Consider the following 19,431-nt stretch of genomic DNA (forward strand, 5'->3'; position numbering starts at 1 on the left):
AGATCGGAATAAGTATTTTTCTGTGGGGCAAAATATCAAAAAAATAGGGAGTGAAAAATTATATGGAAATTATAGAAATTATTGCGGCAGGTGTTAAAGCTTACTTAGAAAGAGAAAAAGCCAAAGAAGAACAACAACGTTCGATGGATATTATAAATGCCATTAATAATCAAATACTTCAGAGCCGTAATGCCATTATAGATGCAATCAAGGATTTGGAAATTAATAGGTTAACAGGTCTATATTTGGGACAAGTAGAAAATTTTAAAGAATATGAACCAAAACCAGAACACCAACAGTTATTAAATAATATCGCTTATGATCTAAACGAAGAAATTTACGGACCTCTTATTCAATATTATCATGATGAAGATAAGGTGGAAAAAGTTAGACAAATTGTACGTTTAATGAGCCTTGTTGTTAATTTACGTGCACTTGTATTATCTGAATTAAAATTTAAGTATAACGATAATAGGGATGATCATCTTTTAGAACAACTAAATCATGTAAAGTCCTGTTGTGCATGGTTGACACAAAAGCAAGATGAAAGAAATGTAAGGCCATTGTTACAAACTTGGTTAAATTGTGAAAGGTCAGCGCACCCTGATAAGATTTGTTTACCAATATGGGATGAATCAGGCGATTTGGTAAGCCCTACAACTTGTTGTGCGCAAGAATTTTATGCCTATAAAGCGCCACGTGTCCTTTTAACAGAGGATATTGAACAAGGACACAAAGTAGATGATCTGATTAATCATTTACAAGGAGTATTATTTTTAGCACATTGGAACTTTATAAAATCTAAACAAAAATAAAATTGACGAATCATATTAAATAAAAAGAATTCTCAAACGTATGAAGTAAAGGCACAAGGGCAATAGTTCTTGTGCGTATTTACATTTTCCAAAAATCATGTGGTTGTGCATAGGGGTCTATTTTTCTAATAACTTTCAGGAGTTTTTTCATTACAAGGGGTGTTGGAATATACGTTTTGTCACGACAAGCCTTTGTCATTGTTGGTAAAGAAATACCCGCAGTACGTGCAATTTTTTGTTGTTCTATTCCATGACGATCCAGCCACTTTTTTAATATGGTTTTATTATCTTTGAAAAACACTGTTCATCTCTCCTAAACTTGTATAATTTGGTTACAAGTTTGGACAGATTTTTTGGAATCTATTCTATAGAGTTTAATATTTTTTTAAATATAGGGAGAAAGTAGAATTTTTATGAAACAATCCAACGAACGATTCTATTAATTTTTAGCTAGTAATCTGGTATACATATAATGCAAAGATTTGACTTACGCATCATACAACAAATCTTTGCAAGGCGGCTTCCAAAAAAAAATTGACATTTACATGTAAGAAAATATAAAAAAAGATTTAAATTGCAAACAGCAAATTAGAATTTAGTTTTGAAGAAAAATAATTTGTGTAGTGGAACAAAAATAAAGACGCATGATGTAGTTTTTCATCATACGTCTTTATTTTTTGAAAAGAACCTAGACCAGAATCCTTGTTTTTGCTCTTGGGTGGACGCTATAAGTTTTTGTGATTCACGCATTTCATCAAAATCTCGTTTCAATTGTTCATATTGCAATAACAGAGTTTTATTTAACTCGTTAGCAGACTGTAATTCTTGGAGAATTTGTTGATTCGTTTTCTCTTGCTCTTGAAGTTGTCTCATGAAAGTTTCTAAGGTTTGAGCGACTTGTGAGCTAGTTAAAGTTAGTTCATTTTCTTGATGAGCGGGGGGCGCCCAATCGCTCGTTTTTTCTTTAAACTCTTCTACAACAGCTGTTGCGGCCTCTTCTTTTTTTACTTTTTGTTTTTTGGTCAAATACCTATACTTTTCTAATGCTTGTATATCTTGAGCGGTAAATGCACGACTGTCATTTGCACCTTTTGCGAATTTATACCCGCTCACTTCTAGTTCATTCGCCCAGCGCTTTAAAGTGCTATCAGATATTTGTAGTTTTTCAGATACTTCATGTGTCCAGTAAGCGCGTTCTTGTGATGTTGTATCATTCATATGTTTATCCTCCCTCGCTCAAAGGTCGTTCAATTCCAATTTTGAAGTGTATTTCTTGTTTAATCAAGTCTTTGTAAGTATTTTCTTTAATAATCTTCATAGCTTTCAAATCAATACAAAAATAATCCTAATAAAAAAAGAGTTGCTCTTAGGAAAGAACAACTCTTTTTTATTAATTTAAAACTTCTTTAAATGTTGAGTGTATTAAAGAAGAATCAAAAATTTGTTGATGGGTGTATTTATTTTCGGATAGCGCTTTCGAAAAGTTTGAGGTTTCCATGATAAATAGATACATGGTTTTATCAATTGACATTGGTAATATACAATGATCTACGATTTCTTGTGCACTAATAATATACGATTTTACAGATTTTTGTCGTGTATTTATTTTCGCTGTTAATCGATGGTTTCCATCAATTAATAGGTATTCATTCATGCCGAATGGAAACTGTGTGCATATAATCGGTTTTTGGTTATTTACAGAACCCTTCCAATTGTCAGTAGGGGTCCAATCTAAGGGAAATGACTTATTCTGTATACTATCCAATGAGATTTTTTGGATTCTTGGGTTTGTTTTTTTTATGAAAAGGCGGGCACCTGTGATTACAAAATTCAAATAAAATGTAAATGAAGGAAGAATTATTTTTTTTTGAAAAATTTCAAACCCTTCAAAAGAGAGGTTGTTTTTATATTTATTTTCGATTTGGATATTTGTGTCTTGATCCGCTTTTTTTAATATTTCTAACCAACTATTAAGCCATTCATCTTGATGCTCAAAATTCAGTAAATTATTTCTTTTAAACATAATTTCTAATTCTTCAAAGTCAACACTATAAAGTTTGTCTGTAACGAGATTATAAGCCATGAACTTCTCTCCCTTTTCTTTGATATTTTTATTATAAATTAAAAGAAAAAGAGTTGCTCTTATAAAAGAACAACTCTTTCTTTGCATTATGCATATGGATCATCTTCTAAATCATTCAGTTTATTCCATGATGTATTTTCCTCTTCATCATGGGATTCCCCAGGATTCGTTATTTCTTGACTTGTTTCGATGTGTGTTTGATCCGAAACAGGTGTATGAACAGTTTTTGAACCTTCATTGTGTTTGATTGGTAAAGGCTGTGTTTCGTTATCCAATGTAAATGTGTATTTACGTGGTAAAATTTCCGCTACATCTGTATTACCAATTTGTTTATGGAGTTGTTGCGCCGCATACAAAAAGAACATTGTAAGATCACTTTGTTTGTTAATAAAATCGATCATTTCTGGTGAAATGTCTTTTTTAATATAGACATTTGCTCTATCACCAGCTTTGTATATTTTACGAGCCATTATTTTTCACCGACAGGAGCAAGCGCTTTTTCTTTTAATTCTTCAAATCTTGGAGAGCATGTGTACACAAGTAATCCGCGTGCATTTACGAAAAGTGGGTCTTTTAAGAAAATGACATTTGTTAAACGTCCTTTTTGTTCTAAAATTTGCTGTAGGCTTTCTTTTACAATTGCGGCACCGCCACCATAAATGAATACATACGGATCATCTTTCATATCATCAATTTTATTAATAATATCAGTTGCAATTCGATTTGCTAAACCTAATAATGCGCCGCGTGACGCCTCTTTTAAACGAATATGACGAGGATGCTCAGAATCAAGATAAATTGCATTAAATTCAGCAATGCTGTCTATTGTCTTTTGTTTATTGTTTAAGTTCCAAACCTTGATAATATCAAGTAAAGTTTCTTTCACTCCATATGGTAAACCACGACTCATTTTATGTTTAAAGCTAACACCATGAGAAACAACTTCTTCTGTTGTACCAGCGCCAATATCGAAAGATAATATAGTTTTGTCAACAAAGTCTATTTCCGTAGTTTTTCCTTCTGTAGCTTCTACTTTTCTTTTAATGGTTTTACCTTTTTCATCATAAACGATTCCCCATGAACCCGCCGCGCCTTCCGGTAAACACTTGCAAAATTCAATTTGGATATTAACTACTACTTCACGTCCGCTTGGATGGTGGAATTTCACCGTATGATGATTCATATAACGTTCTACAAATCCCTGTGCTGTTTGAGGTGTGATTGTTGCGACAGGTAATGCAACAGAAAGATCATAAGTAACATCAATTTTATCTTTATTTGGTAGTTTTTTCATAGCTGTAATTGCTAAACCAGCTAATGTAACAAGTAACACAAGATCATCTTTCGATTTATCCGATTTCTTTTCCATTTCAATACCTTTAATGTTTTCATCAATCACTTTTTGACCAATAATGTAACGCAGATTGTTTGCTTTTAAGGTAGGTGATGAAATTGTAACATCAATGTTGTTTTCTAAATCTTCAACAGAAATATCCTCATCACTCAAAATGTTTGTTGTTTCTCCAATGTGATGTGAATAAATACTTGGTATGAATAAAGGATCAAGACCTAATACATTTAATTTTAAACCACTGTTTCCCGCATCCGCACCAGCTTTAAGAATTGCCATATATAAAAACCTCCTAAAGATTATTTTTTATCGGTTAACTTAATTCCATTATATGCTAAACTCTTTTAAAAAGTCAATACAATTACACATAAATTAATACAGTTTAATACAAGTCAATACAAAATTATTGGTGAAAATCTATAAGAATAATTAAAATGCAAGTGTTTTTTGTATTGATTAATATTCACTTGTATTCATTTATATTGACTTTTGAATGATTTAATTGTTTTTGAATTGTAGCGTTATAAAAAAGCATGAAACGATGTGCTGCGAATTTTTTATTACGATGTATTACCTTAATGATTAAGGACAACTAAGGTGTTTAGTAATAATAGTGTTAAAATAAGGTTAAAAAGATATGATTGAATGTGGAATGGAGATGTATGTAATGATTGGACCGATTACTTTGATGGATGAATTATATGTTCATAGTGCTCGAAAAATAGAAAAAGATATAGATGAGTTCATGGATGCCACAAAAGGAGAAGATGAGCTTCAAATAGTTTTACGCGCTCACCTTTATATTGAGTATGAAATTGAAAAAATGCTGAGGAATTATTTTGTAGAACCGAAAGTTTTTTTAGACAAAAATCCTTCGTTTAATAGCAAATTAAATTTAGTTGTTGCGTTAGGGTTACTACCGAAAGATAAAATGAATCCTTTTGAAAAGTTTAATACTTTAAGAAATAGATATGCTCATAGGCTTAGATTTAGCATCACAGATGAAAAATTAGATGAGTTAGCAAGTTCTTTGGATAAAGAATTGAAGAGAGACTTTTTTGATAGGGAATGGAACAAAAAGAAACAAGATAAGGCTGAGAATTATAAACTTTTAAAATTAAAGTGGTCATTGTTAGCGTTGTGGGTTTATGTTTCTAAGTTGGTGTATGACCAAAGTATAGGGAAGTTTGAAAAAAGAAGAGATGAAATTGAAGAGATGTATAATAAAGCTGTTGATGATGAAGTTAAGAAAGCTTATGTTGTAGAATGTACAGAGATGTTCAATAAGCTGAAAAAAGATTTAGAAATAACGGAAGAATCTCTCTTGAATTTATAGGTATTAAGCCCTATTTAACTGATTTGGAAGTAAAGGATACAGATTTTGAAGATAAGACCCTGGTTTTGATTGTACCAGGGCTTTTTCATGTTTACTTTAAACGCTAGTTATTGCCGCTTATTCCAAAATTGAACGTATCTATGCAAAGCTTCAATGCTTTTTAATCCCAAATATGCTTTAATCTCAACAGGGTTCATGCCATTCTGTAGCGCATTTAATATAAAACGGTTCCGTAGCATAGTAGGCGTTATATGGATTTCAGCGCGTTTTGCTTCTTTCTGTAACATGCGTTGTACAGCGATTCGAGTTAAAGCGGCGGGGTGATCTTTTTCATAGTCCCAGCGGAACGTTTGCGGGCCGAAATCAAACGCTACAAAGAAAGGGTCGCCCGTCTGTTGGCGCGGTCTTACAAGGTTAGGAATCTTGTTGTAATACGATAAGGCAAGTTTTACATGCTCTTTTGAAAGGGTGATAGATCGTTTATAAGCGTGTAGTCCTCCTGGAGTAATGGCATTCGTTCCAAAGTGTATATCATGCATAGAAAGCGTAAGAATGTCCTGGATAGATAGTCCATAATCTAACATGAAATGGACCAATAAAAGGTTACGTTCCAGAATAAACTTTCTTCCTGACGCCTGGTAGTCGGTTAATCCGTTATAACTACGCATGACGCGGAATAGCTTTTTAATTTCTTTGTCCGATGCAAAGTGTTTAGAAGTTAGTTCAGGAGGGGAGACATTACTTTTTAAATCCTGGGCCGCACCATGAAATCGTAAAAAGTTAATCAGAATGCCTCGTACACGTTTGACATTAGAAAACGACGCTTCACGTTCCTTTTTAAGAGCTTCTAAGTATCTGTCTAATATATTTGTATCAAAAGAACAAAAAAACGATTCTGGAGGCGATTTAACGTATCTCTGAATCCATGATGTAAAAAGTGTGAGATCGTAACGGTATTGTTTAACGGTGGAAGATTTACGGCCATGTTTTAACAGATCAGCAAGGAAAACATCAACAGAAAGTTCCCAAGTCATGTTTATATACTCCTTTGTCTTAAAAATTGTGTACCGCAATTATATACGAGAACCACACAAACAAGCAATAAGGGATTCTAGGTCGCAGTGTTTTCTTTGGGGCTTGGTGGGATTCCAGGGCCAAGACATTGCGGGGCTATACGGAGACATATGGGCAGGGCTAGACAGGGCGTGGGGTTGTGGTATAGGTGGATATATAGATGTGTAGGAATGAGTGGAAGGCGAATGATGGGCCGATGTTGAGGAGGACGATATGCGAGGAATGGGAATGGCCGCCGCCCCGCCTACGTAGTTTTATGAGAATCTGCCTGGCAACGGAATCTGATTCATAGCTGAATCAAGATACCCTTACCAGGAGAGCTTCAAGGTAAATCTAAGTTTCTAAATATTCCGCGGAACCTAGTTCTATCAATGAGTTTAAGATGAGAATAAGTTCAGAATAACCTAAGTATGTTGTCGCAACTAATTCTGTAGATTTATCGCATATTATTCTGAATTAATTCTGAGGTTATTCTTTTTACTGAAATGCTCATAATGAACAGAAATGATTCTTTGTTTTTAAAGTGCTGTACTATATATTTATGGTGAAAATCACGAATATTAGTATTTATACTGTCTGCAGATATTCGGTGTTCCGTAGATTTGTATATTAAATGATAAGAAGAGTTCTATTTTGGTATTTAGTTTGATTTGAGGGTTTATGTTTAAAAATCTAGAAAAATATAGTTCCCAATATGGGATACTTTTTATAATAAATCTTGTTTTATAAAAAATTAAAATGATTAAATACATTAGGATTTATTTTTGCTCACTAAGCCTTACTCTCACAAGGGATTAGAAAATTCTTCTTATTTAATTACTGATTTAAGAGCAGGTTCAATTCGATTATAAATTCATAGTGGATTTGTTGTGAAAAACGCCCTTAATTTACGAAAATATAATAGATTGATAATATGTTTAATCTATTAAAATAAAGAATGGCATGACAAAAAGCCTTGTTAGGGGTGAATTTTTTGAACAAGGCTATAAAACAATTATTTTTTTGTGGAAAATGAGATTTAGGCGTTTGGATCAGTCATTTTTTTGAATAAATCCATTGATGGTATGAGACTCTTCATTGGTTTTCCAAATGCCATGTTTGTTCTACGTTCTTTTGCTTGTTGCTCTCTACGCTTTCTGTTTGCAGTTAGCTGTTGTGTGTAAATTTTCATGAAATGTGCAGGTGTACTTACTTGCGATTTGTTTACTTCAAACATCTGTACACAATCCTCAAAAGACTTTCTTTCTTGCCAATCTACGTTTGTTGGCATACGCAATGCGATTGTATAAGCATCTTTTTCAGTAATGTTTGTGTCTTTACTTAAGATGTAGATATAAAGTTTCTTTTGATCTTCACTCATAAATTCATCCATTTCGTGGAATCGTAGTTCTAACTTTTCACCCAAAGTAGGGGCATTCTCTGGCTCTTTTTCTTCTACTTCTTCATTTATAGGAGCAACAGAATCCAATATATCTATTCCCTGGCATGTAGGTACAGTTGGTTTTTCGGCTTGTTCTGTAGATTTCTCCTGTTTTTTACTTAGTTTTTTAGATAGAAACTTTGTAAATGTAGAAAAAATATCAATTGAAAACGCCCATTTTTGCTTAAAATATTCAATGATTTTTAAATAATTGGTATTGAGGCTTAATATGTAAATAGATGGTGCAATCTTACCATGACGTCTTGTTTTGATTTGATGGCATACTTCAAGGTCCTCTAACCAATTCAGAATAAAGTTGATGATCGGGACAGAAATACCCGATTTTTCACTGATTTGATTTTGTCTCATTTGAGAGTAGCCTTCTTGTACTAGGTAAGATAAAACAACTTCTAATGCCTTATAGCGGCGTGGTGTTTGTTCGAAGTATTCTTTAGTGGTTTTACCTTCATACTCGAACAGAATAATATCAATAGCTTTAATTACTTTTTTAACAGATTTATTGATAGCACCTGTAGGAACATGAACAAGGTTTGGACTTAATTCTCGTTTTGCTGTACTTAGCAAAAAGTTATTTAGTAGCATGAAAAAACCTCCTATTTTTCCCACCTAAAATAAACAGAAAAATGCTGGAAAAACAGAGGTTCTATATTCACATTACATATACAATATGGTATAATTTCAGTATCAAGTATGATACTAAAAAAAATCATATAAATTTTTTATGTGAATGAACCCTGTTAGGGAGCTTTTATCTGGTGTCGTCGCCAAACTTCAGCCAGATAAAAGCTCGAGGTGGGTTTATTTTTTTTGTTGTTATACTTGTATTGTAAAACGTTCCTCGCAAAATATCAATAAAAGATGAATAAAACCTATTCGAAATTCCAATAAAAATTTTCATAATTTTCAGAATATTTAGTATTTATTTTTTCAACCACGCCGGCGAAGATTCTTAATATTCTAAAATAAAAAACATGAAGATATGTTAAAATTTTGTAAAGGGCTAATAGGGTTTAGTGAGGAGGAATTGTCACTATGAACGAGATCATTACAAAAGAAACTACAATGAAACATCTTATGGATGAAATATCGCAAAAAATAAACGAAAAATATACATTACGTAAAATAGCCAAATTATCAGGGGTAAGTAGAGAAAAAATAACTAGAGCAATTGAATGTAAAAACAAATATGAAATGAAATTAGACAGCTTTTTAAAAGTGGTTAGCATCTTATATGACAATTTAGAGGTAAGACGTCAAAAAATTAATACCTTTATACTCTTAATAAAAAGTCCTTTGAACATTAGGAAATCCTTGTGTTATTCGCATGTTTCTGGTGATTACGAGATTATAGATGTATTAATAAAAAAACATATTAATACCGATAGTGTGAGTCAGTACCTATTAATTTATGATTTATTTAATCGAAGAAATAAAAATGAAATTAAGGGGCAAAAAATAGTTGATGAAATTAAAAATTTAAAACTTTCTTCTAACGCTGAGTGTCAAGCGTTATCAAATTTGCTTTATACTGTGGCTATGTATGATGAGGACGAATCAAATGCAGTTTCTCCTTTCGCAAAAGACGCGGAAAAATCTATAAAAGAGATTAAACAGACATATATAAAAGATCATTTATATATGCAATATAAAGAAAGGCTTGCTTATATATACTTGTTGAGTGACAAAATTGATAAATGTAGAGAAGTCTGTGAATCAATCTTAAAATCAGACTTAGAAATTCCGATGATTAAGGCTGTTGCAAAAGGGTGTTTAGGAGAGAGTTACATATATGAGGACCCTTTGAGGGCAGAAATGCACATGGAATCAGCATTGGAGCTTCTTGATAATATCCATGTCCCTAGAAAATCTCAAAAATATTTTGCTTTTAAAACAACATTGGCACATCTTTATATTGAAAATAATTTTAATCTTCATAAGATTGATTTTGATTATATTCATATCGGTGAACACGCTCATTATGAATGTTTACATGGAGATCGAGAAAAAGGGCTTGCAATGTATAAAATTTTGGAACAAAATGGATTTAGTGCACATCAATTATATTCTTATTCAAAAGTAATTGGGGACATACAAGGTTTAAAAGAGGCATTAATATCTTTTGAAAGATCTGGAAACTTGTTTTATGCTAGAGGTGTGAAACAAGCGCTATTGAAAAGCGAGGTGAATTTAGTTGACTAAATATCTAATGTGCATACTACTTGTTTTAGGGATTTCAGTAACTTCTTTACATAATGAACCTGTTGAAAAGTTTGCTAAGGTTCAAGATAATCCCTCTTTAACTCCATCTTATATGATGGTAGACCCTGGGACTGGTTGAGTCTAAATTTAAAAAACTGAATTTTAAAATGATTAGACGCTACTTATTGTAGCGTCTTTCGTACTTTTTAGGGGGTGGTGCGATTTTTGATTCTGTAAAAAAAATACACCACCTTGACGCTGATTCTTAAAATATAAGAAAAGGACGTGGCATTGTCATGGAATTAAATATTCATTGGTTAGAGCAAAATGTTAAGAATAATTGTTGTACAACTGATGTATATACTATTTTTAACCTATATATGGATTTAATCCAAATATGTAAACAAGAAAGTACAGGGGAAAATATAGAAAAGACAGGCTAATTTAAACATAATAATTTTAACTAAACTTATTTGATCTTTTTTTGAGATTTAAATTCATTCATATAGGCAATCAATTTTTTCTCTAATTCAGCTCTATGCTCATCTGGAACGCTTATGTATGTTTCAAATAAATTCTTAGATAAGCGCGAGATGAGCTTTAATGTATCTTCATCCCTAACGGCCGCATCTGGATTCAATAAGTCATTTATACTTACTTTATGGTATGAAGCTATATTATTGAGCGTGGAAATATCAGGTTCTCTGAATCCATTTTCCCAGCCAGCATATGTACTATAGGGAGTATTTAATTCTTCGGCGATTTTTTTGCGACTTAGTCCCTTTAATGATCTTAGTCTTTTTAAGTTTTCTTCAAGTGGTTTTAGTACATCTTTTTTTTCTAGATTTTTTATCATATTTAGTTTGTGATTTTGTATCTCTATAGAATCTAATGAAATTATTTGTGTATTAACTAATTCATCAATAAGAAGATCATAGAAAATAGAGAACTTTTTTAAAGATAGCAAATCTGGTTCCCTTAAATCATTTTCCCAATTGTTATAAGCATAATAAGAGATATCAATTTTGGAAGCTAGCTCTTTTTGAGTTAGCTTTTGTAAGTTTCTGAGATGTTTAAGGTTTTGTCCTAGAAATGTATTGGTCATAATTAATCTCCTTTGCACGGATTTTAAAATAAAATTGCGTTTTTGAATAAAAATTATTCGTTTCGTGTTGACTTTCGGCTTTAAGCCGAATACAATGTAATTAAGGGAAGGGAGGGTGAAAAAATGCTAGCGTCACATGAAAACAAAACCGTTGTACGAGAATACAGGGAATCCAAAGGTTTAAGTATTAAGGAAGTTTCCAAAGGCGCTAAAATTCCAATCGGCACATTATATGATGTTGAAATTGGAAGAAGGAGTCTGAAAGACAATAAAGCTAAAAAAATAGCTGATTTCCTTGAAGTTCCAATCGAGAAACTTTTCAGACCAACATATTATCGTGCAATACCCATCACAGAATGAATAAACCTCATGTTATTGATTACATCTATCTAAGTGTATTGTAAATGAAATTCGGCTAAAAGACGAAATAATTATGACTAAAGTATACTGTTCTATATTTAGAAAGATAAAATTCTAAATATTCTGCCCTTTGAAAACTGAATAATCCTAAAGGAGCTGTAAAAAATGGTTTTGAAACGATCGTATCAAACACTACTACTCTTTACGAGTGTACTTTTATTTGTGATGAGCTTCTTGATTCCACTGAATCAAGCTAGTGCGGAGGTAATCAATCGTGAAAGGTATCAGATGGATTGGGCCTATAGTCCGCAGTATGGGAAAGATGTTCGTACAGAGCTACTAAAGAACGCCAGTGGTCAAATCGCGTATTGTCTGGTATACGGTTTAAAATCCCCAAATGGAGAGGATTTACCAGAAGCAGGCAAAACAGATGATGTATCCTATCGCGTCTTAATGAATGGATACCCAAAGAAAACACCAGAAAGTTTAGGTGTTTCTAATTGGGAAGAAGCCCACTATGCAACGCAATTAGCTCTTTGGAATGCACTTGGCCAGATTTCCGTTGATGAATTACAGTTCAAGAATGCGGCAGTTAAAAAAGCAGCAAAGCACATTATTCACGCGGCAAATCAAAGCCAGGATACACAAGATGTCTGGATGAATGTCATTCCAACGGATAAACAAGAAGCCCAATTAAACGGTGAATATTTCGAAACAACAACATACAACGTTCAAACAAATGCAAAAAAAGGTACATTTCAAGTACAAATGAACAATGCACCACAAGGCACACGTATTGTCACAGAACAAGGTGAAGTGAAAGAAACATTCCAACTAGGAGAAAAGTTCCGTATTCAAGTACCAAAATCCTCTAAGAGTAGTGAACTATCTCTAAAAGTCGTTTCAAATCTAACGAATGTTCATGCAATCGTATATAAAGGAACAAGTACGATTCAAGATGCAACTGTATTATTAGAGCGCAGTACAGAACAAGTAAGCACAGACTTACAAGTATTATGGAAAGCAAATGGCGCCTTAAAAGTGATGAAAGTGGATGAAAACAAAAAGCCACTACCGGGCGCAGTATTTGAAATCGCAAACAGCAATCAACAAGTTATGGGAACGATTACAGCTGACAAAAACGGTATCGCTGAAATGGGTAACTTAGAACTTGGCACATACACTATAAAAGAATTGAAAGCACCTGTTGGATATGTGTTAGATGCTACACCAAAGCCTTTTGAAGTGAAAACAGGTGAAATTGCTGTTGTTGAAATGAAAAATGTACAAATCAAAGGCAATATTGAAATTAAAAAAGTAAGTGATACAGGCAAGATTCTCCCAGGTGTTGAATTTACAGTATTTACGCCAGAAGGAAAGGCAGTTACAAAAGTAACTACAAATCAAGAAGGGATTGCGAAAGTAAATTCTCTTCCGTTTGGAAAGTATTACTTCCAGGAAACGAAAGGATTAGAAGGTTACTTATTAAATCAAACAAGGTATCCATTTGAAGTAAAAGAGCATAATCAAACACTTACATTCGAAGTGAAAAACAATCAAGTAAAAGGAAATGTACAGCTTGTAAAAGTAGATGAAGATGGGAAAACAAAATTAGAAGGTGCAGTTTTTATCCTAGCTGATGAAAAAGGCAAGAAAATCAGTGAGCATAAGACAGACAAAAACGGGTTAATCAAAATTGATAATATCCCATTTGGAAAGTACCAATTCATTGAAAAAACATCACCAGCGGGCTATGTGCTGGTAAAAGACCCGATTCCGTTTAGCATTACTGAAAATGGAAAAACAATTGAGCTAGTTGCAAAGAATACAAAGATTAAAGGCTCAATTGAAATTACAAAAGTAGACGTAGCGGATGGAAATAACAAGCTACCAGGTGCAGAGTTTGCAATCTATAACGAACAAGGCCAGGAAGTCGTGAAGGGAAAAACAAACGAACAAGGCATTGCGAAGTTCGATAAACTCCCAGCAGGGAAGTACACATACAAAGAAACACTTGCACCACAAGGTTATGTGTCACATGAAGAAACTTTCTCCTTTGAAATTAAAACAGATGGTGAAATTATTAAAAACACCGTAAAAAACAAAAAGATTGAGGGTAGCTTAGAAATTACCAAAGTAGATGTAGCCGATGGAAACAATAAGTTACCAGGTGCAGAGTTTACAATCTATAACGAGCAAGGCCAGGAAGTCGTGAAGGGAAAAACAAACGAACAAGGCATTGCAAAGTTTGAGAAATTACCAGCTGGTAAATACATGTATAAAGAGACATTCGCACCAGAAGGATATTTAATTAATGAAGAAACATTCTCTTTTGAAATTAAAACAGATGGTGAGATCATCAAACATGTTGTAGCAGATCAGAAAAAAGAAGTTCCACCAACACCAGAAACGCCACAACCAGAGCAACCACAGCCAGAGAAACCACAACCAGAGAAGCCACAAACACCACAGGTTATTGAAAAACCTGTACCAACACCAGAGAAACCACAACACATTGTAAAACAGCCACAACCGATGAAAGAACAAACTAAGAAAGCAGAAAGCCATTTACCAACAACAGGCGGCAAAGCTGAAAATCCATATTGGAAATGGATCGGTGTTACATTTGTCGTTCTTGGTAGCATCCTAGCTGTTTACGCATTTAGAAAACGTAAGAATCAAGAAGTTTAAAAAACTCTCAACTGATAAGGGAGGGCGGGATCAAATGTGCATATTTGATGTACATTATCAAATCAATGATAGGAAATATACGAAATCATATTTACTTGCATTGGTGGAAGATGGGTTTCAGTTGCGAAAAAATATCCAACATGTTCTGTTCAAAGAGCACCAACAAGAAATTACGATCCTTTCTACAGATTTAGAAGAATTAGATTTAGTAGCTTCATAATGAATGAAACCTCTTAGATGTACAGAATATTTCTATTTAGCGATATAGAAAGATAAAACAATACAGGAGGATTTCTTATGAAACCAATTAAGCATATGCGAAGTAAACGTGGTTTTTATATCGGTCGAGTTCCTCATACAACACATACACCTTCAACAAATAAGCGTACAGAAGAATGGGCGGGAAGAATGGGAAAAAGCATGATTTTCTCTTCTCTCTTGGTCACGCTAGACCCTTACAAAAAAGCGCGCAAATCATAATATTCATGGGAGGACATTCTTTCACTGAATATCCTCCCCACTTAAAAGGAGGAAGCAAGATGGGAAAACAAGCGTATCAAAATCGTCAAGAATGCTGGGAAACGTTCTGGAAAGAACAAGTAATGATAAATGGTGAATTAGATATTGAACAAGTGAAACAAGAACTCTTCAACTATAAAACACTCTTAGATCAAATTAACAAACCTCAAAACGGGATCATGCAACCTCAAATTCTGATTCAACTAGCCGCTGAAGAACGAACACAAAAGCATCGTGAAAAATTAGTAGCCCTTGCATAAGGCCATTTCAAGGATAGAAAGGAAGTGAAGAAGTGGCGCACAGCAAGCTCGACAAAGAAATTGAAAACTTCATAGAAAAGAACTGGAAAATGCTTTTAGGTATAGGAGCTGTTGCATTTGTCTGGTTTTCTAAAGAAAAAATCCTCACAGAATTGATGAAGCTGGTGCCAACTGTAGTCGGTGTGTTTCGTGGGATTGCTTTATTGATCCTGTTGGGAATTGTCATAAGGATTGTCTTACATGGCATCTATTTATATCTAGAAAAGAAGCGGTATCGATATGTATTATTCATTCCGCACATAGATGATGAAGTCACACCAGATAAACTAGGGCAAATGATTCGGCATGTACATGGTTCGGGCCGAAAGCCTTTAGAACGCCTGTTAAAAGGGCGCGATTGGTACCGCATGACGATGTATCGTCCAGAGGGAGAAAACGAGCGTGTTCGCTTTTATGTAGGTGGTCCAGAAGATAAAATCAAACAGGTTATGCAAGCCATACAAAGCGCCTATACCCACAGTGAAATTTATACCGTCCCAAAGAAAGAAATGCCATTTCCAACAAGGAAAGCGGTAGGAGGACGGATGGTATTAAAGAGAAAGCGGCTAGATGCCACGTTATCACTAGCACGCTATACACGTGATGTATTACCGATGTTAGGAAGTGCAATGGAAGAAAAGACATGGGTTGATATTGCTTTTACACCAGATAACGGATATCAGCTGACAAAAGGGATTCGAAAAGCAGAAAAGACCATTCGAAAGAAGAAAAAGCATGGGCTAGATGCCTTTGAAAAAGAAGAGATTCGCGCATTAAATAAACGGTTTGCAAAAAATGAAGTGGCATTTCAAGTATCTGTTTCATTTGCAAGTGACTATTATCCTGGTGTACCTGTTATTAAAAATTTAGGGCATATGGTAGCAAGTATTATGGCAGATGTGAATGAGCTTAGATACAGAAGGTTAAGACGTAGTATGCCAGCTGTACCACATCCCGTATACGGGAAAATGATATGGACGGGATCAGAGCTATTAAACTTGTTCCATCTTCCTAACGTAACAGGGGATAAAAATAGCAAGACAGAGCGCAACATCCTGTATCTAGATAAAGGGGAAAACATGATACCGAATGATTTATTAGCCGAAGGTATTTCAATTGGCCATGTGATGCATCCCTATATCAAGGATCGATTAGTAAAAATTCGAGAAGACTTTTTCAAGAATCATGGTTACATTACGGGGAAAGTTGGGTCTGGTAAAAGCACCATTGCCATGAGATTGATGCAAAGTGTCATTGATAAATGGCTAGAAAATCCGAATGAAGCGGGTGGATTGTCTCTATTTGATCCAACCGAAGATTTGGCATATGTAGCAATGAATAGACTCTTAAAAGCGGAAAAGGATGGGAAACAAGTTGATTGGAGTAAAGTTCATTTTATCCGTTTTCGAAATACAGATCATCCACCAGCCTTGAATTTGTTTCATCGCTTTCCAAATGAAGATATCCAAACAGTGGTTGAATCCATTATGGAAATGATTAAGTTAATGATTCAAGGGCAAGCACAACAAACAGAACGATTACTAAGGGCCATTATCGGGACGTTACTTTGTGATAAGAGTCAAATTCATACGATTTTAAGTATCCCACTCTTCATAAGTGATGAACTGTTTCGAGCAAATGTAATCGCCAATTTACAAGGACCAGAACAAAAATATTACTCTCACTTTTGGAAATATGAAGTAGGAAGCGCATTAGAAGACAGCACACAGGCAATTTTAAACCGATTAGATATCTTCCGTAATACGTTGTATTTAAAGCGTATGTACGGGCAAACAGGCTTTTCCTTAGAAATTCGGAAGTGGATGGATGAAGGCCACCTTATCTTTTATGATTTAGCGGGCATGGGAAAAGAAGATACATTACTAACAGTCGGTTACATTTGTAATCAATATCACCGTATCGCCCAACAGCGGCCGCATGGTTCAAAACTACATTTAGGCGTGATAGATGAAGCCCATGACGTGCCAGTACCCGTTCTTCCGAAAATTATTGCGAAGGATCGGAAGCATGGATTTGGATTATGGGTGATTACCCAGCAAGTTTCGGGACAGTTAGACAGAGAGCTAACAGATATGTTAACAGAGGCGGGCGGAAATTACTTTGTATGTAGGCAAGGTCATAATTCCGCGAAAACGTTAGAGGGCATTATGCAAAAGCAATTCCGTACAGAGTATTTGCAGAACCTTCCTAACTTAGTTGTAGCGATTCAAACGCAAGATTATATCAGAGGTGAGGCAAAAAATGTGTGGTGTACTATACGTGTTCCACCATTAGACCGATACCTACCAAATGGAAAAGCGGCGAATTATAAAAACGAAAAAGAAATTCATGCATCAAATGAATGGACCAGAGCAAAGATTCATTCTTTAGAGCAACAAAATGGGAAAGCAGGATTAGAAATCGACAAGGAAATTGATGAGTTTCTATATGGAAAAGGCAAGTATCAACAAGCCGAAAAAGTCAATTTAACAAAAGAAGAACCTGTTGTGACATCGGGGCTAGACGAATTAGAAGAAAAAGCACCTTCCAATGAAGAAGTGAAAGAACCTGTTTCCGAAACAAAGCCAGTTGAACCCGCATATCAAGCGCAAATTATCCCATTTCGAAAACAAGCTACCGAAGCGGTAAAAGTGAAAGAAGAAAAACCAGAAGTGAAACAGCCAGAAACACAAACAAAAGAATCCGAAATAGAACTTCCAGAAGAAACGCCAATCATCGAAACATCAAAGGGTGAGGATGAAATGGAGGCAGTTATGAAAGGAGAAAAAAGCATTTTCGATATGTGGGAAAAGGAGTAGAGACTATGTGCAGTATGTTGTTATTGGAAGAAGACCAAAACTTACTTATGGATATACACAATCACATCTATATTGATATGGAGTATATAACAGAAAAAGTATATCCGAACCATAAGAAAAAATCAGTATACTACCGTTTGAATCGTTTGGTACAAGAAAAATATTTAAAAAATGAATTACTTCCCATACCTGTTTCAAGAAACCAGGTTCGTAAATCTGGAAGACCGCAAAACGTATATACGCTTGCGGCAAAGGGAGTAGAAACAGTTTGTGGATTAAGAGGGAGTGTACATTGGAAAAGTAGTTGGTCCCAACGTTCGGCATCCTTTGTGTATCACAGTTTAATGTTAGCAAAGATTGAATGTGCCATGACATTAATATCGAAGAGAGAAGAAAGATTGGAACTAAAGGAATGGATTAACGAACCGCGGGCCACATTCCAATATGCAAAAGGAAAAAATCGTGTCATACGCCCAGACGGGGTTGCGGTAATTGGATTAAAAGAAGCGATTGATAAAAACATTGGTGTATTCATGGAAATGGAACGTTCTTACGGATCAAAAGAAGTATTAGAAAAAAAGATCATCCGTTATAACGATTTCATGACGCAAGAAGGAAAAAAGGCAGATTATCGGACACATGCTGGTATGGGATATGAAATACCAATATGGCGCCTGGTATTTGTTGCAGGTAGTGAAAGTAGGGAAAAAGAATTGATTCGCTACTTAAAAGGGGTAAGCAGTCCAGAAATTCCAGTTTATATCACACTGTTTCAAGATATATTGCAAGACCCATTCGGGAATATTTATCGGAATATTCAAAATCCAAATGAGAAAGTGAGGTTCTAAGAATGTGTTTCGGTTTATTTTATCGATAAGCGCCAGTATTTTTCTGTTAGTTGTCTTTTCAGATTGGTTATTTGAAAGAGTACCAGGATCACGAGAAGCCTGGGAAGCGGTGAAAAGTAAAGTGGTGGAAATTTACTATACGCAAGGATGGGAAGGTGTCTTGCTTTTCTTCCTGGTCGTAGTGGGAATATGGAAGATGGTCGATAGTCGATCGTAAGGGGGATGAAAATGGATACATTGGAAGGTTTAGAGTTTGTAAGGGAGTTTCGGGCTACAGATGGAGCGTCCTTCGAAGTAGGGAGGGATACAGGTAAACGGTATGTGGTTCATGCTAGATTCCCATATATTACAGGCAGTCAAACCAAACTCAACAATTTTATCAATTATGCAAGAAATGAAATAAAAGATGAATCAACCGCGGTTGGTATGGCTTCATTCGCTTGTGATTGCTACGAACGATCTTTACGCCAGTACCGAAATTGAAAGGGGGA

21 protein-coding genes are annotated in these 19,431 nt (G+C 34.6%); 13 read left to right on the forward strand and 8 right to left on the reverse strand.

The window, feature by feature from the left end; all coding sequences use genetic code 11:
• The first annotated feature begins 62 nt into the window (after positions 1–62).
• Positions 63–815: a hypothetical protein gene (locus tag N2V80_RS30080; protein ID WP_061655301.1), complete on the forward strand. Its 753-nt coding sequence runs from the start codon at positions 63–65 to the stop codon at positions 813–815.
• A 79-nt stretch (positions 816–894) separates the two neighbouring features.
• On the opposite strand, the gene N2V80_RS30085 is transcribed toward N2V80_RS30080, so the two are convergent.
• From N2V80_RS30085 to N2V80_RS30105, 5 genes are all read right to left on the reverse strand, one after another.
• Positions 895–1,116, reverse strand: a complete 222-nt coding sequence (locus N2V80_RS30085; RefSeq protein ID WP_000465160.1) for a helix-turn-helix domain-containing protein — start codon at positions 1,114–1,116, stop codon at positions 895–897.
• A gap of 359 nt (positions 1,117–1,475) precedes the next feature.
• Positions 1,476–2,033 (reverse strand): MerR family transcriptional regulator, encoded by a 558-nt coding sequence (locus N2V80_RS30090; RefSeq protein WP_061655302.1) that lies wholly within the window; start codon positions 2,031–2,033, stop codon positions 1,476–1,478.
• 172 nt (positions 2,034–2,205) lie between these two features.
• Positions 2,206–2,985, reverse strand: coding sequence for a hypothetical protein (locus N2V80_RS30095; protein ID WP_061655303.1), 780 nt, complete (start codon positions 2,983–2,985; stop codon positions 2,206–2,208).
• Entirely contained in the window at positions 2,985–3,368 is a 384-nt protein-coding gene (locus N2V80_RS30100; protein WP_061655304.1) for a hypothetical protein, read from the reverse strand. Before N2V80_RS30100 ends, N2V80_RS30095 begins: the two co-directional genes overlap by 1 nt.
• The gene (locus N2V80_RS30105; RefSeq protein WP_061655305.1) at positions 3,368–4,528 is read right to left on the reverse strand and encodes a ParM/StbA family protein; all 1,161 of its coding nucleotides are present in this window, start codon (positions 4,526–4,528) and stop codon (positions 3,368–3,370) included. The genes N2V80_RS30100 and N2V80_RS30105 overlap by 1 nt, the downstream gene beginning before the upstream one ends.
• Before the next feature lie 388 nt (positions 4,529–4,916).
• Here N2V80_RS30105 and N2V80_RS30110 point away from each other — a divergent pair, with 388 nt between their 5' ends.
• The gene (locus N2V80_RS30110; RefSeq protein ID WP_061655306.1) at positions 4,917–5,585 is read left to right on the forward strand and encodes a hypothetical protein; all 669 of its coding nucleotides are present in this window, start codon (positions 4,917–4,919) and stop codon (positions 5,583–5,585) included.
• A gap of 107 nt (positions 5,586–5,692) precedes the next feature.
• Here the strand turns inward: N2V80_RS30110 and N2V80_RS30115 are convergent, their stop codons facing one another.
• A complete protein-coding gene (locus tag N2V80_RS30115; RefSeq protein ID WP_061655307.1) occupies positions 5,693–6,619 on the reverse strand; it encodes a tyrosine-type recombinase/integrase in 927 nt (308 codons plus the stop codon).
• Positions 6,620–7,677: 1,058 nt separating this feature from the next.
• On the reverse strand, positions 7,678–8,682 hold the full coding sequence (locus N2V80_RS30120; protein ID WP_061655309.1) for a hypothetical protein: 1,005 nt from the start codon (positions 8,680–8,682) through the stop codon (positions 7,678–7,680).
• Between the two features lie 450 nt (positions 8,683–9,132).
• Between N2V80_RS30120 and N2V80_RS30125 the strand changes: the two genes are divergently transcribed.
• Both N2V80_RS30125 and N2V80_RS30130 read left to right on the forward strand, forming a co-directional pair.
• Complete coding sequence (locus tag N2V80_RS30125; RefSeq protein ID WP_061655310.1) at positions 9,133–10,299, forward strand: AimR family lysis-lysogeny pheromone receptor; 1,167 nt, start codon at positions 9,133–9,135, stop codon at positions 10,297–10,299.
• Positions 10,292–10,438 carry a hypothetical protein gene (locus tag N2V80_RS30130; protein ID WP_170957987.1) on the forward strand — a complete coding sequence of 49 codons (147 nt, stop codon included), beginning with the start codon at positions 10,292–10,294 and terminating at the stop codon, positions 10,436–10,438. Before N2V80_RS30125 ends, N2V80_RS30130 begins: the two co-directional genes overlap by 8 nt.
• 330 nt (positions 10,439–10,768) lie before the next feature.
• Here N2V80_RS30130 and N2V80_RS30135 read toward each other — a convergent pair whose 3' ends face one another.
• Entirely contained in the window at positions 10,769–11,404 is a 636-nt protein-coding gene (locus N2V80_RS30135; RefSeq protein ID WP_061655311.1) for a helix-turn-helix domain-containing protein, read from the reverse strand.
• Positions 11,405–11,527: 123 nt separating this feature from the next.
• Between N2V80_RS30135 and N2V80_RS30140 the strand changes: the two genes are divergently transcribed.
• The 9 genes from N2V80_RS30140 to N2V80_RS30180 all read left to right on the forward strand — a co-directional run bounded on the left by N2V80_RS30140 (position 11,528) and on the right by N2V80_RS30180 (position 19,423).
• Positions 11,528–11,764: a helix-turn-helix domain-containing protein gene (locus tag N2V80_RS30140; protein ID WP_000881199.1), complete on the forward strand. Its 237-nt coding sequence runs from the start codon at positions 11,528–11,530 to the stop codon at positions 11,762–11,764.
• Between the two features lie 165 nt (positions 11,765–11,929).
• Positions 11,930–14,455, forward strand: coding sequence for a SpaA isopeptide-forming pilin-related protein (locus N2V80_RS30145; protein ID WP_061655312.1), 2,526 nt, complete (start codon positions 11,930–11,932; stop codon positions 14,453–14,455).
• Positions 14,456–14,489: 34 nt separating this feature from the next.
• Positions 14,490–14,675: a hypothetical protein gene (locus N2V80_RS30150; RefSeq protein ID WP_000334852.1), complete on the forward strand. Its 186-nt coding sequence runs from the start codon at positions 14,490–14,492 to the stop codon at positions 14,673–14,675.
• Between the two features lie 77 nt (positions 14,676–14,752).
• A complete protein-coding gene (locus N2V80_RS30155; RefSeq protein ID WP_000802603.1) occupies positions 14,753–14,935 on the forward strand; it encodes a hypothetical protein in 183 nt (60 codons plus the stop codon).
• Positions 14,936–14,994: 59 nt separating this feature from the next.
• Complete coding sequence (locus N2V80_RS30160) at positions 14,995–15,234, forward strand: hypothetical protein (RefSeq protein WP_000517899.1); 240 nt, start codon at positions 14,995–14,997, stop codon at positions 15,232–15,234.
• A 32-nt stretch (positions 15,235–15,266) separates the two neighbouring features.
• The gene (locus N2V80_RS30165; protein WP_061655313.1) at positions 15,267–18,092 is read left to right on the forward strand and encodes a hypothetical protein; all 2,826 of its coding nucleotides are present in this window, start codon (positions 15,267–15,269) and stop codon (positions 18,090–18,092) included.
• A 5-nt stretch (positions 18,093–18,097) separates the two neighbouring features.
• A complete protein-coding gene (locus N2V80_RS30170; RefSeq protein ID WP_061655314.1) occupies positions 18,098–18,940 on the forward strand; it encodes a replication-relaxation family protein in 843 nt (280 codons plus the stop codon).
• Positions 18,941–18,944: 4 nt separating this feature from the next.
• Positions 18,945–19,157: a hypothetical protein gene (locus tag N2V80_RS30175; RefSeq protein WP_061655315.1), complete on the forward strand. Its 213-nt coding sequence runs from the start codon at positions 18,945–18,947 to the stop codon at positions 19,155–19,157.
• Positions 19,158–19,168: 11 nt separating this feature from the next.
• The gene (locus N2V80_RS30180) at positions 19,169–19,423 is read left to right on the forward strand and encodes a hypothetical protein (protein ID WP_061655316.1); all 255 of its coding nucleotides are present in this window, start codon (positions 19,169–19,171) and stop codon (positions 19,421–19,423) included.
• Positions 19,424–19,431: the final 8 nt, after the last annotated feature.

The sequence above is a fragment of the Bacillus sp. FSL W8-0640 genome, from assembly GCF_038007725.1.
Classification (GTDB): domain Bacteria; phylum Bacillota; class Bacilli; order Bacillales; family Bacillaceae_G; genus Bacillus_A; species Bacillus_A cereus.

Coding starts and splice junctions, on each gene's coding strand:
- N2V80_RS30080 (WP_061655301.1), top strand. CDS start 63: ATGGAAATTATAGAAATTATTGCGGCAGGTGTTAAAGCTTACTTAGAA.
- N2V80_RS30090 (WP_061655302.1), bottom strand. CDS start 2,033: ATGAATGATACAACATCACAAGAACGCGCTTACTGGACACATGAAGTA.
- N2V80_RS30095 (WP_061655303.1), bottom strand. CDS start 2,985: ATGCAAAGAAAGAGTTGTTCTTTTATAAGAGCAACTCTTTTTCTTTTA.
- N2V80_RS30100 (WP_061655304.1), bottom strand. CDS start 3,368: ATGGCTCGTAAAATATACAAAGCTGGTGATAGAGCAAATGTCTATATT.
- N2V80_RS30105 (WP_061655305.1), bottom strand. CDS start 4,528: ATGGCAATTCTTAAAGCTGGTGCGGATGCGGGAAACAGTGGTTTAAAA.
- N2V80_RS30110 (WP_061655306.1), top strand. CDS start 4,917: ATGATTGGACCGATTACTTTGATGGATGAATTATATGTTCATAGTGCT.
- N2V80_RS30115 (WP_061655307.1), bottom strand. CDS start 6,619: ATGACTTGGGAACTTTCTGTTGATGTTTTCCTTGCTGATCTGTTAAAA.
- N2V80_RS30120 (WP_061655309.1), bottom strand. CDS start 8,682: ATGCTACTAAATAACTTTTTGCTAAGTACAGCAAAACGAGAATTAAGT.
- N2V80_RS30125 (WP_061655310.1), top strand. CDS start 9,133: ATGAACGAGATCATTACAAAAGAAACTACAATGAAACATCTTATGGAT.
- N2V80_RS30135 (WP_061655311.1), bottom strand. CDS start 11,404: ATGACCAATACATTTCTAGGACAAAACCTTAAACATCTCAGAAACTTA.
- N2V80_RS30140 (WP_000881199.1), top strand. CDS start 11,528: ATGCTAGCGTCACATGAAAACAAAACCGTTGTACGAGAATACAGGGAA.
- N2V80_RS30145 (WP_061655312.1), top strand. CDS start 11,930: ATGGTTTTGAAACGATCGTATCAAACACTACTACTCTTTACGAGTGTA.
- N2V80_RS30150 (WP_000334852.1), top strand. CDS start 14,490: ATGTGCATATTTGATGTACATTATCAAATCAATGATAGGAAATATACG.
- N2V80_RS30155 (WP_000802603.1), top strand. CDS start 14,753: ATGAAACCAATTAAGCATATGCGAAGTAAACGTGGTTTTTATATCGGT.
- N2V80_RS30160 (WP_000517899.1), top strand. CDS start 14,995: ATGGGAAAACAAGCGTATCAAAATCGTCAAGAATGCTGGGAAACGTTC.
- N2V80_RS30170 (WP_061655314.1), top strand. CDS start 18,098: ATGTGCAGTATGTTGTTATTGGAAGAAGACCAAAACTTACTTATGGAT.
- N2V80_RS30180 (WP_061655316.1), top strand. CDS start 19,169: ATGGATACATTGGAAGGTTTAGAGTTTGTAAGGGAGTTTCGGGCTACA.